Source organism: Salinicola sp. NYA28a, assembly GCF_976982775.1.
Window position 1 is genome coordinate 2,987,679 of the sequence record NZ_OZ334582.1, and the last position, 14,112, is coordinate 3,001,790.

Genomic DNA, 14,112 nt, shown 5'->3' on the forward strand with positions numbered 1-14,112 from the left:
GTTCGACACCTTCGGCACAGCCCGCCCGCGTTGGCCGGTAGGGAGCGAGTTTCCGTGAGCCTGCTGGTCATTCTTCGCATCGTCGGCCTGCTGCTGATGCTGTTCAGCCTGACCATGGTACCGCCCATGGTCATTGCCCGGATCTACCACGATGGCAACTGGTATGCCTTCGGCGCCGGCATGGCAATCTCGATCGTCACCGGCGCGCTGCTCTACTGGCCCAACCGGAAGGCCAAGCGCGAGCTGCGCACCCGCGACGGTTTCCTCATCACGGTGCTGTTCTGGAGCGTTCTCGGACTGTTCGGGACGATTCCTTTCATGGTCTCCGAAGCGCCGTCGATGTCGTTCACCGATGCGGTATTCGAGTCGTTTTCCGGGCTCACCACGACCGGGGCGACTGTGCTCAGCGGCATCGACCATCTGCCGGCGTCGATTCGCTTCTACCGCCAGCAGCTCCAATGGCTGGGCGGGATGGGGATCGTCGTGCTCGCGGTGGCGATCCTGCCGACGCTGGGCATCGGCGGCATGCAGCTCTACCGGACCGAGATCCCGGGCCCGTTGAAGGATTCCAAGCTGACGCCGCGAATCACCGAGACGGCCAAGGCGCTGTGGTACATCTACGTGATCCTGACCGTGGTCTGCGCGCTGGCCTATTGGGCCGCGGGAATGAACTGGTTCGATGCCATCGGCCACAGCTTCGCCACTGTGGCCGTCGGCGGATTCTCCACCTACGATGCCAGCATCGGCCACTTCGACAGCACCACCATCGAGATGATCTGCGTGTTCTTCATGATCGTCTCCTCGGTCAGCTTCGGCCTGCACTTCGCGGTATGGCGCGAGCGGCGCCTGCTGCAGTACATCCGCGATCCGGAATTCCGCTTCTTCGTGACCTTCCTGGGCTTGCTGATCGCCATCACCATCATCACGCTGTTCGCCACCGGCACCTATCACGACGCCACCGGCATCCGCCACGGGCTGTTCGAGGCGGTCTCGGTGGCGACCACGTCGGGCTTCAGCGTCGCCGACTTCACGCTGTGGCCCGGCGTGCTGCCGATCATGCTGTTCATGGCGGCCTTCGTCGGCGCCTGTTCGGGGTCCGCGGGCGGCGGCATGAAGGTGATCCGTATCCTGCTGATCCTGAAACAGGGCATCCGCGAGATCCATCGCCTGATCCACCCCAACGCCGTATTCGCCGTCAAGGTCGGCAAGATGCGCATCTCCGAAGGCGTCGCCGAAGCGGTGTGGGGATTCTTCTCCGTCTACATGATGCTGTTCGTGGTGATGCTGCTGGGGCTGCTCGCCACGGGGCTGGATCAGGTGACGGCGTGGTCGGCGATCGGTTCGGCGCTCAACAACCTCGGCCCGGGGCTGGGCGGCGTCTCGACCGACTACGGCGACGTTCCCAGCGTCGCCAAGTGGATCCTGGTGCTGGCGATGATGCTGGGTCGCCTCGAGATCTTCACCATCCTGGTACTGTTCACGCCGGCCTTCTGGCGTCGCTGAGCGGTCGGCGCATCGTCAGCGCCGGCGCTCATTCACCTCTTCTCAAGTCCTCGTTTTTCCGATACCCATCATTTTTCACCATCGATCCGTCGCTGCGCTGGTCGATATCACCAGGGATCGGGCGCCCGACAGGGCTTTCGGCGAGTGTCACGCGGGCAGCAGTGGTAGAATGCCGCCCTTCGTGGCTACGCTGCCATCCCATCTCGGTATCCTCAAGCAAGAGTCATAAGAGAGAGTCATGTCCGCCAGTTCCGACACCCGAACCGCTTCCTCGCGCCTGCCTCGCATCGGGCTCATTCCCCAGATTCTGATCGGCATCGTGGCGGGCCTGATCCTGGCCTCGCTGGCGCCATCGACCGCCGCGTCGTTCGCCATCCTGGGCGATCTCTTCATCGGCGCGCTCAAGGCGGTCGCGCCGATCCTGGTGTTCGTGCTGGTGATGGCGGCCATCGGCAGCCATCAGCGCGGCCAGCCGACCCAGGTGCGCGGCGTTCTGCTGCTCTACCTGATCGGCACGCTGGTTGCCGCGCTGGTCGCCGTGACGGCAAGCTTTCTCTTCCCGACCTCGCTGATCATCGACGCCCCCCAGGCCGACGGCACGCCCCCGACCGGCATTGCCGAGATATTGCGCAACCTGGCCATGAGCGCGGTAGACAATCCGATCCATGCGCTGATCGAGGCCAATTTCATCGGCATCCTGACCTGGGCCGTGGGACTCGGGCTGCTGCTGCGCAATGCCAGCGATACCACGCGCCGGGCATTGGCCGACGTTTCGGATGCGGTCTCCGGGCTAGTGCGCTGGGTGATTCGCCTTGCGCCGCTGGGCATCTTCGGGCTGGTCGCCAACACCTTCGCCTCGACCGGCATGAGCGCCCTGGCGGATTACGCCCAGCTGCTGGCGGTGCTGCTCGGCTGCATGGTCTTCGTGGCGCTGGTGACCAATCCCCTGATCGTGTTCCTCTACACGCGCCGCAACCCGTACCCGCTGGTCTTTGCCTGCCTGCGCGGCAGTGCCATCACTGCCTTCTTCACCCGCAGCAGCGCGGCTAACATTCCGGTCAACATGGCGCTGTGCGAACGGCTCGACCTGCATCCGGACACCTACTCCGTCTCGATCCCGCTGGGCGCCACGATCAACATGTCCGGCGCGGCGATCACCATCACCGTGATGACGCTGGCCGCTGCCAACACCCTGGGCATCGGCGTGGACTTCGCCACGGCGTTCCTGCTGTGCATCGTCTCGGCACTGGCGGCATGCGGCGTTTCCGGCGTGGCCGGCGGCTCCCTGCTGCTGATCCCGATGGCCGCCAGCCTGTTCGGCATCTCGGCGGACGTCGCCATGCAGGTCGTCGCCATCGGCTTCGTCATCAGCGTAATCCAGGACTCCACCGAGACCGCGCTCAACTCCTCCACCGACGTGCTGTTTACCGCCGCGGCCTGCCGTTCGCCCCGCGCCCGGGCACGTCTGGCCGGGAACGATTGACCGGCAACCGGGATCAGCGCCGCCATCACCGAGCCGTTTTCCGTGTCCACGATGGGTCTTCCGTGTCAACGGCTTGGAGTTTTCCGTGTCAACGGCTTGGAATTGGCGGCGTGACGTGCAATATGGGGCGACTATCCTTCAGTCCTTTCAGTCTTGGAACGCCCCTAGATGTCTGACACCGCCGCCGGACCTCGCGAGACCGCCGAACTCGCCGATCACCACCTGACGCTTCTGGGCACCGCCCACGTTTCCCAGGCCAGCGCCGACGAGGTTCGCGAACTGATTCGCTCCGGCGAATTCGACGCCGTCGCGATCGAACTCTGCACCTCCCGCTACCAGAGCCTGGTCCAGCCCAACGCCATGGCCAAGCTCGATCTGTTCCAGGTGCTCAAGCAGGGCAAGGCGGGCATGGTCGCCGCCAGCCTCGCGCTGGGCGCCTTCCAGCAGCGCGTGGCCGAACAGTCCGGGATCGAACCCGGCGCGGAAATGCGCACGGCGGTCAAGGAGACCCAGCGAGCGGGGCTGCCGCTCTACCTGATCGACCGCGAGATCGGCGTCACCCTCAAGCGCATCTACCAGAACGTGCCCTGGTACAAGCGCTTCAGCCTGATCTCCGGACTGCTGGGCAGCGTGCTGTCGCGGCAGAAGGTCTCCAGCGAGGAGATCGAGAAACTCAAGCAGGGCGACGTGCTCGAATCCACCTTCGCCGAGTTCGCCGAACAGTCCCAGACGCTCTACGAACCCTTGATTACCGAGCGCGACCGCTACATGGCGCTCAAGCTGATCGAGGAACTGCCCGACGGCGAATCGAAGCGCGTGCTGGTGGTGATCGGCGCCGGCCACCTCAAGGGCATGAAGGATCACCTCGAGACCCTGAATCGCCAGCCGCCAGCGCTGGATGCCGTGATCCAGGAACGTGCCAACCTGGAGTCGACCGCGCCCCGTTCGCGCTGGTGGAAAGCGATTCCCTGGGTAATCGTCGCGCTGGTGCTGACCGGCTTCGCCATCGGCTTCAGCCGCGACACCTCCCTCGGCTGGTCGCTGGTGGGCGAATGGGTATTGATCAACGGCAGCTTCTCCGCCCTGGGCGCGCTGATCGCACTGGGCCACCCGCTGACGATCGCCGCGGCCTTCGTCGGCGCGCCGCTGACCTCGCTCAACCCGACGATCGGCGTCGGCTTCGTGACCGCCGGGGTCGAGCTCTACCTGCGCCGCCCCACCGTCGGAGACTTCTCGCGGCTACGCAGCGACGTCAGCCACTGGCGCGGCTGGTGGCGCAACCGGGTCGCCCGCACGCTGCTGGTCTTCCTGCTCTCGAGCCTCGGCTCCGCCATCGCGACCTGGGTCGCCGGGCTGCGCATCGCCGGGCAGCTGTTCGGCTAGATCGAGTCGATCTCCCGCCGACAGCGGACACTTGAAACCCGCTCCGGCATCTCCATATAGCGCTCGAGACCGGCAACCACGCCGGTTTCGGGCCTTATCGGTTTTTTGGCGGATTCGCTTTCACGAATTTTTGCATCGACCGCTTGAAAACGGATTCGACGGCCCTATTTAACATAATGTCGAGCGGGCAACTCAGGACGGCATCGTCGATGCGCCACTCCCCTCGACGGCAGATGCCGCCAAGCGGGTCTGCGTAGACCACGGAAATATCGCCATACATCGCCGAGCGGGATACCGCGCAAGGCGCACGCATCGATGACGTATTTCCGGACTTCGCTGTCAATCAGGAGGTTAGTACCATGAACACACTGTCACTCTCTCCGCTGTTCCGTCGCTCCGTGGGCTTCGACCGTCTCAATGATCTGTTCGAGTCCGCGATGCAGAACGACGTGCCCAGCTACCCGCCGTACAACGTCGAGAAACATGGCGAGAACGACTACCGTATCGCCGTGGCCACGGCGGGCTTCGCCGAGCAGGAGCTCGACGTCAACGTCGAGAAGCGCGTGCTGACGATCACCGCCGGCAAGGGCGAGCGCCAGGAGGACGACAAGGTGCAGTATCTGCATCAGGGCATCGCCCAGCGCGCCTTCAAGCTGTCGTTCCGGCTCGACGAGAATATCGAGGTCCAGGGCGCCCGGCTCGAGAACGGCCTGCTGATCGTCGATCTGCTCCGCGTCGTGCCCGAAGAGCAGCGCCCGCGCCAGATTCCGATCAACGGCAGCCAGCGCCGCCTGACCGAAACGTCATCGACCGCAGAGACGGTCACTGTCTGAACCGCATGACCGTCCAAGGCCGGCCGCCGCGCCAATGGCGGCCGACCAGACAGCAACGCCCCCGACGGATCTCTCCGTCGGGGGCGTCGTCTTTCCGGCATTGGAAAAAGCGTCAGTGCGGCGCCGGCGCGCTTCTTGAATCGTCCAGCACGCCCTGCGCTCTCGCCATCGCATAGGCCGCCCGGGGCCCGTGCCACAGGGTCGGTATCAGCACCAGCGCGACCGGCACGGCGGGAATCACCACGAACTGCTGCAGCACGCTGACCTGCCCTGCGCCCATTCCCAGCAGGATCGCCGCCATCAGCGCGAAGACGATGCCCCAGAACGCCCGCAGCGCGGAGCCCGGATTGTCGTTGCCGGCGCATACCACGGAGACGGCGTAGCTCATCGAATCCCCGGTCGTGGCGACGAAGATCGTCGTCAGCACCAGGATCGCCAGCGCCATCCACGTGCCGCCCGGCAGCGCCTGGGCCACCGTCAGGGTCGCCACGTCGAACTGGAAGTTTTGCAGCGGCTGGCTGAGATCGATCGCGCCCTGGAGCTCGTAGAAGATGCCCGAGCCGCCCAGCAGGGTGAACCAGACCGTGGTGACGATCGGCGCCAGCACGGCGGTGGCGATGATCATCTCGCGGATCGTGCGGCCTCGGGAAATCCGCGTGACGAAGATCGCCATGGGCGGCGCGAAACCCACGAACCAGGCGAAGAAGAACACCGTCCACCACTTCATCCAGTCCGGCGACGCCGTCACCGTGGTCATCGTCGACATCTCGAAGAAACTGCCGAGATAGGTGCCGAAGCCCTGGAACCAGCTGTCGACCAGGAACTGCGTCGGGCCGAACAGCAGGATGGCCGCACCGATCACCATGGCCAGAATCACGTTCATGCGGCTCAGGAACTGAATGCCGCGATCGATCCCGGTCACCGCAGAGGTCACGTAGATCGCCCCCAGCCCGGCCAGGATGGCCAGTTGAACCTCGTAGCCGCCCGGAAAGCCGAACAGATCGTGCAGGCCGAAGCTGACCTGGGTCGCCAGAAAGCCCAGCGGCCCCACCGTGCCGGCAGTCACGGCGATGGCGCAGATCGCATCGACCACGCCCCCCAGAACGCCGCGCGCCAGCCGGTCGCCCAGCATCGGCGCCAGCAGGGTTCTCGGCTGCAGCGGCATGCCGCGCTGGTAGTGCTGATGCGACAGAATCGCCACCGGCAACGTGCCGAGGATCGCCCAGCCGGTGAAGCCCCAGTGGAAGAACGCCTGCGCCAGCGCATCGGGCACGGCATCGGCGGTGCCGGGCTGGGAATCGAACGCTGGCGGCGTGACCACGAAATGATAGATCGGCTCGCCCGCGGCAAAGAACACGCCGCCACCGGCCAGCAGCGTACACAGGATGATCGACACCCACCGGAAGGTGCTCATGTCGGGCCGGTCCTGGGAACCGATCCGCGCCCGCCCGGCCGGAGAGACCGCCACACCGATGGCGATGAAAAACATCAATAGCATCAGAAGCTGGATGAGACTGCCGAAGGTTCTGGCGGACCAGGTAAAGGCGACGTCGATCACCTGCGCGACGGCATCGGGTGCGATCGCCGATGCCGACAGAAAGATCAGGATGAAACCGATGGTCAGAACAAGTACGACAGGATCGCCAAAACGGCCACCCTGCGTCGATGGCACGTTGGTGTCAGAGGTCATATCAAAGGGAGGGTTCTTTAGGCATGAAGCGCGCCACACTACAGATACACGAGTGCGGCGGCAAATCGAATCGATCGATCATCGGCGGCGAAGACGCTTCACGCAAACGAGAAACGCCCCCGGAAAACGGACTGCCGGGGGCGATGCATCGATCGAACCGGGGTCGCGGTCAGTCCCGAACGGCGCTCACCGTATCGCCCAGCAGGCCCTGCTCCCGCGCCATCGCGTAGGCGGATTTCGGCCCGTGCCACAGGGTCGGCAGCAGCACTAGGGAAACGGGTATCGCCGAGATGACGATGAACTGCTGGAGCACGCTGATCTGGCCGGCGCCCATCTTCAGCAGGATCGCCGCCATCAACGCCATCGCCACGCCCCAGAAGGCACGCAATGCCGGCTTGGGCTCATCGTGCCCCGCGCACACTACGGAAATGGCATAGCTCATCGAGTCGCCCGTGGTCGCCACGAAGATCGTGGTCAGCAGCAGGATCGCCAGCGCCATGAACACGCCGCCCGGCAGCGCCTGGGCCACCGTCAGCGTGGCGACGTCGAAGCGGAAGTTCTGCAGCGGCTCGCCGAGATCGATGAGCCCCTGAAGCTGATAGAAGATGCCCGAACCGCCAAGCAGCGTGAACCACGCCGTGGTCGCCAGCGGCGCGAGGATCGCCACCGCGATGATCATCTCGCGAATGGTGCGCCCCTTGGAGATCCGTGCCACGAAGATCGCCATCAGCGGCGCATAGCCAATGAACCAGGCGAAGAAGAAGACCGTCCACCATTTCATCCACCAGCCCGGCGCAGTCTGCGCGGTCATCGACGCCATCTCGAAGAACGAGCCCAGATAGGAGCCGAATCCCTGGAACCAGGCATCGACGAGGAACTGGGTCGGCCCGAAGAGCAGGATGACCGCAGCGATAGCCATCGCCAGAATCACGTTAAAGCGGCTGAGGATCTGGATGCCGCGATCGATGCCCGTGACGGCCGAGGTCACGTAGATGGCACCCAGCACGGCCATGATGATCAGTTGGGTGCCGTAGCCATCCACCAGGCCGAAGAGCTCGTGAAAGCCGAAGCTGACCTGGGTGGCGAGAAAGCCGATCGGCCCGACCGTGCCCGCCACCAGCGCGATGACACAGACCGCATCGACAACGCTGCCCAGCACGCCGCGAACACGCGCTTCGCCAAGAACCGGCGCCAGCAGCGTGCGCGGCTGCAGCGGCAGGCCGCGATGATAGTGCTGGTGCGCCAGCACGATGGCCGGCAGCGTGCCGAGTACGGCCCAGGCCAAAAAGCCCCAGTGCATGAACGACTGCGCCAGGGCATGGGGCACCGCAGCCGCGGAGTTGGGCTCGCTATCGAAGGCAGGCGGCGTGACCACGAAGTGGTAGACCGGCTCGCCCGCCGCAAAGAACACGCCGCCACCGGCCAGCAGCGTACATAGAATGATCGAGATCCACTTGAACGTGCTCATCTCGGGGCGATCCGTACCGCCGACCCGCGCCCGGCCGGCCGGCGAGAGCGCCACGCCGATGGCAATGAAGAACGTCAACAGCAGCAGCAACTGGAAAAAGCTGCCGAAGGTGCTCGCTGTCCAGGTGAAGCCCGCACCGATGGCATCGGTCACGGCACCCGGAGAGATTGCCGAAAGCAGCACGAAGGCGACGATGAAACCGATGGTCAGCACCAGAACCACGGGATCGCCAAACCGGCCACGCGGCGTCGGCATGTTGTTATCGGAGGTCATATTCAGATCGGTTCGTTAGGCATGAAGGGCGAAACCCTACCGACCTTGGTCGAGGACCGCAAATTCGTTACCCCTGAACCGACCCGCCAGCCCTTCTCTTTTACCGCCGGGAAAAGCCGTGGCGCTGCCATTGCCACCCGCAAGATGGCATCGCATCTACACCAAAATGGCAATGGTGACGCGCTTCGAATCGGTTCTAATCTCAGGAGGAACTTCGCCGCCGAGGGGCACGGTCCATGAAAAGCACACCGTTCATCACCGAAAGTCTGCTGCAGCGCTGCCGTAGAGAACAGGCCAACCAGTTCCAGCGTGCGCGCCAGAGCTACGATCCGGCCTCGCTGCATGATCGCAAGGAACTGTCGCTACTGGTCGAGGAAGCCATACGCGAAGGAGAAAACTACACCTCGATTGCTCGAGGCCACCAAGACATTGGATTGACCGAAGCCGACCTCCAGAATCTCATCGGCCCCGAGAGCGCGATTCGCGAACGCATCGACCGCTTTCAACAGATTTGAAGATCCTTCCTCAACCACCGCAGTGACGCCGATACCGCTCGGAATCGGCGTCCAGCGTCACACGCTCGTTGACCTTGCTATAGTAGAAAGGCACGAACCGCTGGCCTTGGTCGGCAACCTGGTACTGGCCGCACACGCCATATCCCTTCTGAACCTCTTTCATTGCCTGCAACTCGATTTCGCTGTCGACGCCAAGTTGCTTTGAAATCAAGGACTTGATCTCTTCATCGACGCGGCTATCCGAGATGGCCTGCCCGCCGAAGATAATGGCAAAAGCCGCCAGAATCGCGATGACGGGAATGTAGAGGTTGTGCATGAACGGGAGCTATCTGGCTGCTGGAGGAGACGCGATGATAGCGGATCGCGCTGCGTTTCGCACAAGTGTGTCCGGCCGTGGCTGCTGATGACGAACCCATTTGCCCCATCATATGTTATGTAATAACATTACTGAATCGATCAACAGGAGAATCTCATGAAAGCAGGCATCCATCCTGACTATCGTCAGGTCATCTTCCACGACACCAGCGTCAACCACTACTTCAAGATTGGCTCGACCATGAGCTCGACGGAAACCATCGAATGGGAAGATGGCAACACCTACCCTCTCGTCCAGCTCGATATCTCCTCGGCCTCGCACCCGTTCTATACCGGCAAGCAGCGCGAAGTCGGCACCGAAGGTCGCGCCGCGCAGTTCAAGCGCCGGTTCGGCAGCATCGCAACGCGCCGCCAGAGCTGAGCCGAGCACTCACCCAACGGCAACGAGCCAGCCGAGTGATCGGCTGGCTCGCTTCATTTGTATGCCACATTTCACGCACACGAAAACACCAAGGCCCGCGTTAGCGGGCCTTGGTGCTGGAAGCTCTATCGCCCTAGGGCGAAGGATCTACCGGAAGTCTTAGAGCGGCTTGATGTTAGCAGCCTGAAGACCTTTCTTGCCCTGAGTGACGTCGAAAGAAACTTCCTGACCGTCCTGCAGAGATTTGAAGCCGTCAGCCTGGATCTCGGAGAAGTGTGCGAACAGGTCGTCGCCACCGTCTGCCGGAGAAATGAAGCCAAAGCCTTTAGTGTCGTTGAACCACTTAACTGTGCCAGTTGCCATGTTCCGAATTCCTTATGCGCTTAGCGCGTAATTACGATTGCCGGGTGCTACCCGAGATAGTGGGTAAAACAAGGGGATATAACCAGGCTACCGAATGATTCGAGTGCAACTGACAATATGCGACTTGCTAACCAACTGGCGGCCAGTCTGCGCCCTCGCCAGGTGTTAGTCAACAGCTATGTTCATCGAAAACCAAAAATATGTGGTCGCGGCCTCTCGCCAGGCCCGGAGCCGGGGCGCGACGCTGGACGACAAGCGCCCTACGAGCGCCGTTCACCCGCCACGGCCAGGCATCGGGAAGGCCGCAGGAGGCGATCTCAGCCTGTTGGTCGCTTCATCGCCAGCAGACCGATGCTGAAGACGACCATCAATGCACCACTGACTCGGTTGAACCACTGCATCGCCTTACCGTTGCGCAGATAGCGGCCGATCTTGCTGCCCAGCACGGCATAGATCGCGATCGCCACCACCTCCATGACCAGAAACAGCGCACCCGTAATGGTGAAGCTCAAGGCATAGTGTTCGGGCACCACGAACTGCGGCAGGAAGGCAGTGAAAATCAGAATCGCCTTGGGATTGCCGGCCGCCACCAGAAACTCCTGGCGGATCAGCGAACGCATCGACTGGGGCGGCCCGCCCTCGATGATCGCCGACTGCGGCTTGCTCATCAGCAGCTTGAGCCCGAGCCATGCCAGGTACAGCGCCCCAGCCCATTTCACGACGATGAAAAACCACATGGAAGTCGTCAGCAACGTGCCCAGCCCGACACCCGCGATGGCAATCATCCCGGCTTATTCATGAGGCCGGCCCGAAAACGAAGATAGCGGATGGTATTCTCTTGAAAATTCAGTGTGTTCCGCCAAGAATCTGAACCAAGAGAGCCATCCGCTATGGGTGAAAGCCTATCCACCTGGACGCCCTCATGCAACGGCGCTGTCCGTGTTGAGCTGAGCGGCCAGCGCACTACCAGCGACAGCGGCGCTCTGCTGTTGCGTGAGGCCCTCGACAACAGCGGCGTGATTGAGGCGCTGGAAGACAATCTGGTCGATCGACGCCACCCGCTGCGCATCCTTCATTCGCTGGCCAGCCAGTTGCGTACCCTGGTGCTGCAGCGTGCGATGGGCTGGATCGACCTCAGCGATACCGACACGCTGCGCCGTGATCCGCTCTGGCAGCTGGCCTGCAGCGATGCGCGCGGGACAACGCCCCTGGCCCAGGACCGGCCCTCTCAAGCCACGCTGTCGCGGCTGCTGACCTGCCTCGGGCGCTGCGACAATATCGATGCCGTGCACGAAGGCCTGCTGCGACTGGTGATCTGGCGCCTGACCGCGCTGAAGAACGGCGAGCGCCCCAAGCAGCTGACGCTGGACATCGACGGCCTGCCGATCGAGGTCCACGGCCACCAGGGCGGCTCGGCCTATCATGGCCTGTACGGCGCGCGGATCTATTCACCGCTGGTCGCCTCGCTGGCAGAAACCGGCGACATGGTGGGCGGCCTGCTGCGCGAGGGCAACGCCGGCCCGGCCGAGAACGCCGACACCTGGATCCCGCATCTGGTGCGGCGACTCAACGAGAGCACCGGCGCCCAGGTTCGGGTGCGCATCGACGCCGGTTTCACCGACAACGCGACGCTGGAGGCCCTGGAAGAGTGCGACATCGAGTACCTGGGCCGACTGCGCAGTCACTCCGGCCTGCAGAAACTGGCGGCACCGCACCTGAAGCGGCCACCCGGCCGGCCACCCGAGCAGCCTCGCGAGTGGTGCCACGATCTGGAGTATCAAGCGGGCTCTTGGTCGGCACCGCGTCGCGTGGTGCTGGTGGTGCAGGAACGCCCCGATGACCTGCTGCTGCATGCCTTCTTCCTGGTCACCAACCTCGGCAAGTTCGACTGGCCGCCGGAGAAGGTCCTGGCGCTCTACCGCAAGCGCGGCAGCGCCGAGGCGCACATGGGCGAGGTGAAGTCGGCGCTCGACGTGCACCTCTCGTCGACCGATCGCGGCGCCTCCACCGTTCAGGACGTGATGGCACGCAACGAGGTGAGCCTGCTGCTCAGCCTCTACGCCTACCAGGTCCTGCATGGCCTGCGCTGCCTGCTGGAGCGGCAGACCCGGCAAGGCTGGAGCCTCAGCCGGATGCGCGAGCAGGTGCTGAAGGTCGCCGCCACGCTGAGACTGCACGCTCGGCGAATCACCGTTCATCTGGGTGCCGCCGCCGACAAGTGGTGGCCGACGCTGCTGAAGGGGCTGCCGAAGCTGACCGCACTGAGCTGACGCTCCTGCGAGACCACCACAGCATCAGAAAGCGAGCGACCGGAGCGGCGGTAGGCGATCACGGCTGCTTGGACGGCCGCCATTGATTCCAAAGAGCTATAAGTAAGTAGGAAAAGGGCTGCGTTCTGGCATTACTCAACAGCCACTCGCGCTGAAGAGGCGAATCCTGATAAGCAATGCCAACAGCCAGTACCTTCAGACCGCTCAATCAGCGCCCTCGTGAATAAGGCGGGATCATGGGAGTGAACGCCGCGATCCGCCCGGACGAAGCGATGATGGCCTTCAGCGGCCCGACACGAGCCGCATTCGTCGTCGCCAGCAAATTGTTGGGGCCGAATGCCATGTTCAGCGCGAAGCAGGCTGGCAGGAATACCAGCAGGAAATCCCACTCCATGTCGCTTCCTTGTAGGCGGTTATTGAAGGTAGATGGTCATTTGTTCACGGCACACATAGTAGTAGCGTGTAGTAGTAGCGTGGCCGGATCGTCGCCCGAGGCAGGACTATAAAAATCTTTCAATCGACTGATTTTATTGAATTTTAATTATCCAAAATCTAAAAATATACCTTTCGATATACCACGCACGTTCGAAAAACGGCTTTCTTGGCCAGCCCCCGCAGGCTGGTTTTTCGCTATCTGGACCGCTCAGGAACAGTCCACCTCAAGTGCCCCGCTCTTTCAAGCATCCATCGCTCACAAAGCCCCACCACCACCCAATATCGAGCGTGCAAAATGCATCATTCTGCATCATTTTTCGACCGGCCCAAACCTGCCCCCGCGCCAGCAGTGGCGCGGCTTGGCGCAGGGTGCAACAGTGCATCAAAACCGACCCATTTAGCGCGCAGGCGGGGCGGGGAGTCGATCGCGCGCCGGAGGTCGGAACCGGGAACGCCGTGGTTCCCACCCCTGACAGCCTCTCGAGCCGCAGGCGCCCTACTCTTGCGTTACGCACTGCCTGGCATTGCCTTTTCAGCGGACGCCTTACGTGGCCTTTCTGGTGCCCTGCCATCAGCGTCTCTGGCCCGATTTGATCGACTCGCGAGCGCGTGGCGTTGTAGAACGACGCTCCACCACTTTCGGCCGTGCATTCAATCGGTTATCAGCGGCAGACCGCGCGGGCGTAGCCGTACAATGGAGCCATCGCTACCGACTACACAGAACAGCAAGGAGAATCACATGGCGCGATGGATTGGAGTCGACCTCGACGGCACGCTTGCCAAGCAGGTCGTGAGCAACAGCACGACAATCGGCGCACCGATCGTGCCGATGTTGAATCGGGTCAAGCAATGGCTGGATAACGGGCAGGAAGTGCGGATCTTCACCGCTCGTGCCGGTGACACCACTCAGATCGAGCCGATACAGCGCTGGCTCCGGCACTATGGAATCGGAGAGTGTGCGATCACCGATCGCAAGGACATCCACATGATCGAGCTGTGGGACGACAAGGCTCGGCGCGTCGAGCGAGATACCGGCGTTGCCTGCCGTGGTTGCAGTTCGGCCAAACATAGCCACGGGGTTAACGCCATGATGTATGGGCCGGGAGCTAAGCACAGCGATTTTGAAGTGGATTGCTAAACCGCCCGTCCAGGGGCGCCAG

Annotated in this window: 14 protein-coding genes; 8 read left to right on the plus strand and 6 right to left on the minus strand. The window is 63.0% G+C overall.

The features are described from left to right. The first annotated feature begins 54 nt into the window (after positions 1-54). The 4 genes from ACWHY3_RS13445 (at position 55) to ACWHY3_RS13460 (ending at position 5,202) form a co-directional block, all read left to right on the plus strand. On the plus strand, positions 55-1,503 hold the full coding sequence (locus tag ACWHY3_RS13445) for a TrkH family potassium uptake protein (protein WP_448126733.1): 1,449 nt from the start codon (positions 55-57) through the stop codon (positions 1,501-1,503). A gap of 238 nt (positions 1,504-1,741) precedes the next feature. Then, positions 1,742-2,986, plus strand: a complete 1,245-nt coding sequence (gene sstT / locus ACWHY3_RS13450) for a serine/threonine transporter SstT (RefSeq protein WP_448126734.1) — start codon at positions 1,742-1,744, stop codon at positions 2,984-2,986. Positions 2,987-3,154: 168 nt separating this feature from the next. Next, on the plus strand, positions 3,155-4,369 hold the full coding sequence (locus ACWHY3_RS13455) for a TraB/GumN family protein (protein ID WP_087719970.1): 1,215 nt from the start codon (positions 3,155-3,157) through the stop codon (positions 4,367-4,369). A gap of 359 nt (positions 4,370-4,728) precedes the next feature. Next, the gene (locus ACWHY3_RS13460) at positions 4,729-5,202 is read left to right on the plus strand and encodes an Hsp20 family protein (RefSeq protein ID WP_087719968.1); all 474 of its coding nucleotides are present in this window, start codon (positions 4,729-4,731) and stop codon (positions 5,200-5,202) included. A gap of 112 nt (positions 5,203-5,314) precedes the next feature. On the opposite strand, the gene ACWHY3_RS13465 is transcribed toward ACWHY3_RS13460, so the two are convergent. Both ACWHY3_RS13465 and ACWHY3_RS13470 read right to left on the minus strand, forming a co-directional pair. Further along, on the minus strand, positions 5,315-6,892 hold the full coding sequence (locus ACWHY3_RS13465; protein ID WP_448126735.1) for a BCCT family transporter: 1,578 nt from the start codon (positions 6,890-6,892) through the stop codon (positions 5,315-5,317). 169 nt (positions 6,893-7,061) lie between these two features. Beyond that, a complete protein-coding gene (locus tag ACWHY3_RS13470) occupies positions 7,062-8,633 on the minus strand; it encodes a BCCT family transporter (protein ID WP_448126736.1) in 1,572 nt (523 codons plus the stop codon). 236 nt (positions 8,634-8,869) lie between these two features. On the opposite strand from ACWHY3_RS13470, the gene ACWHY3_RS13475 reads away from it, so the two are divergent. Then, a complete protein-coding gene (locus tag ACWHY3_RS13475) occupies positions 8,870-9,148 on the plus strand; it encodes a hypothetical protein (RefSeq protein WP_448126737.1) in 279 nt (92 codons plus the stop codon). Between the two features lie 10 nt (positions 9,149-9,158). Here the strand turns inward: ACWHY3_RS13475 and ACWHY3_RS13480 are convergent, their stop codons facing one another. Next, positions 9,159-9,464 carry a hypothetical protein gene (locus ACWHY3_RS13480; protein WP_448126738.1) on the minus strand — a complete coding sequence of 102 codons (306 nt, stop codon included), beginning with the start codon at positions 9,462-9,464 and terminating at the stop codon, positions 9,159-9,161. 156 nt (positions 9,465-9,620) lie between these two features. Here ACWHY3_RS13480 and ACWHY3_RS13485 point away from each other — a divergent pair, with 156 nt between their 5' ends. Next, on the plus strand, positions 9,621-9,884 hold the full coding sequence (locus ACWHY3_RS13485; RefSeq protein ID WP_087719963.1) for a type B 50S ribosomal protein L31: 264 nt from the start codon (positions 9,621-9,623) through the stop codon (positions 9,882-9,884). A gap of 159 nt (positions 9,885-10,043) precedes the next feature. Here the strand turns inward: ACWHY3_RS13485 and ACWHY3_RS13490 are convergent, their stop codons facing one another. Both ACWHY3_RS13490 and ACWHY3_RS13495 read right to left on the minus strand, forming a co-directional pair. Beyond that, positions 10,044-10,247, minus strand: coding sequence for a cold-shock protein (locus ACWHY3_RS13490; protein WP_071229947.1), 204 nt, complete (start codon positions 10,245-10,247; stop codon positions 10,044-10,046). A gap of 317 nt (positions 10,248-10,564) precedes the next feature. After that, entirely contained in the window at positions 10,565-11,032 is a 468-nt protein-coding gene (locus ACWHY3_RS13495) for a LysE family translocator (RefSeq protein ID WP_448126739.1), read from the minus strand. Positions 11,033-11,137: 105 nt separating this feature from the next. Here ACWHY3_RS13495 and ACWHY3_RS13500 point away from each other — a divergent pair, with 105 nt between their 5' ends. Continuing rightward, the gene (locus tag ACWHY3_RS13500; protein ID WP_399590022.1) at positions 11,138-12,517 is read left to right on the plus strand and encodes an IS1380 family transposase; all 1,380 of its coding nucleotides are present in this window, start codon (positions 11,138-11,140) and stop codon (positions 12,515-12,517) included. Between the two features lie 208 nt (positions 12,518-12,725). On the opposite strand, the gene ACWHY3_RS13505 is transcribed toward ACWHY3_RS13500, so the two are convergent. Beyond that, positions 12,726-12,911 (minus strand): hypothetical protein, encoded by a 186-nt coding sequence (locus ACWHY3_RS13505; protein WP_448126740.1) that lies wholly within the window; start codon positions 12,909-12,911, stop codon positions 12,726-12,728. Between the two features lie 780 nt (positions 12,912-13,691). On the opposite strand from ACWHY3_RS13505, the gene ACWHY3_RS13510 reads away from it, so the two are divergent. Beyond that, positions 13,692-14,090, plus strand: coding sequence for a hypothetical protein (locus ACWHY3_RS13510; protein WP_448126741.1), 399 nt, complete (start codon positions 13,692-13,694; stop codon positions 14,088-14,090). Positions 14,091-14,112 lie beyond the last annotated feature (22 nt).

What these genes read in the sequence shown, in the direction of transcription:
- ACWHY3_RS13495 (WP_448126739.1), bottom strand. Translation starts at nt 11,032, where the DNA reads ATGATTGCCATCGCGGGTGTCGGGCTGGGCACGTTGCTGACGACTTCC.
- ACWHY3_RS13480 (WP_448126738.1), bottom strand. Translation starts at nt 9,464, where the DNA reads ATGCACAACCTCTACATTCCCGTCATCGCGATTCTGGCGGCTTTTGCC.
- ACWHY3_RS13510 (WP_448126741.1), top strand. Translation starts at nt 13,692, where the DNA reads ATGGCGCGATGGATTGGAGTCGACCTCGACGGCACGCTTGCCAAGCAG.
- sstT (WP_448126734.1), top strand. Translation starts at nt 1,742, where the DNA reads ATGTCCGCCAGTTCCGACACCCGAACCGCTTCCTCGCGCCTGCCTCGC.
- ACWHY3_RS13455 (WP_087719970.1), top strand. Translation starts at nt 3,155, where the DNA reads ATGTCTGACACCGCCGCCGGACCTCGCGAGACCGCCGAACTCGCCGAT.
- ACWHY3_RS13490 (WP_071229947.1), bottom strand. Translation starts at nt 10,247, where the DNA reads ATGGCAACTGGCACAGTTAAGTGGTTCAACGACACTAAAGGCTTTGGC.
- ACWHY3_RS13465 (WP_448126735.1), bottom strand. Translation starts at nt 6,892, where the DNA reads ATGACCTCTGACACCAACGTGCCATCGACGCAGGGTGGCCGTTTTGGC.
- ACWHY3_RS13505 (WP_448126740.1), bottom strand. Translation starts at nt 12,911, where the DNA reads ATGGAGTGGGATTTCCTGCTGGTATTCCTGCCAGCCTGCTTCGCGCTG.
- ACWHY3_RS13460 (WP_087719968.1), top strand. Translation starts at nt 4,729, where the DNA reads ATGAACACACTGTCACTCTCTCCGCTGTTCCGTCGCTCCGTGGGCTTC.
- ACWHY3_RS13475 (WP_448126737.1), top strand. Translation starts at nt 8,870, where the DNA reads ATGAAAAGCACACCGTTCATCACCGAAAGTCTGCTGCAGCGCTGCCGT.
- ACWHY3_RS13470 (WP_448126736.1), bottom strand. Translation starts at nt 8,633, where the DNA reads ATGACCTCCGATAACAACATGCCGACGCCGCGTGGCCGGTTTGGCGAT.
- ACWHY3_RS13500 (WP_399590022.1), top strand. Translation starts at nt 11,138, where the DNA reads ATGGGTGAAAGCCTATCCACCTGGACGCCCTCATGCAACGGCGCTGTC.
- ACWHY3_RS13485 (WP_087719963.1), top strand. Translation starts at nt 9,621, where the DNA reads ATGAAAGCAGGCATCCATCCTGACTATCGTCAGGTCATCTTCCACGAC.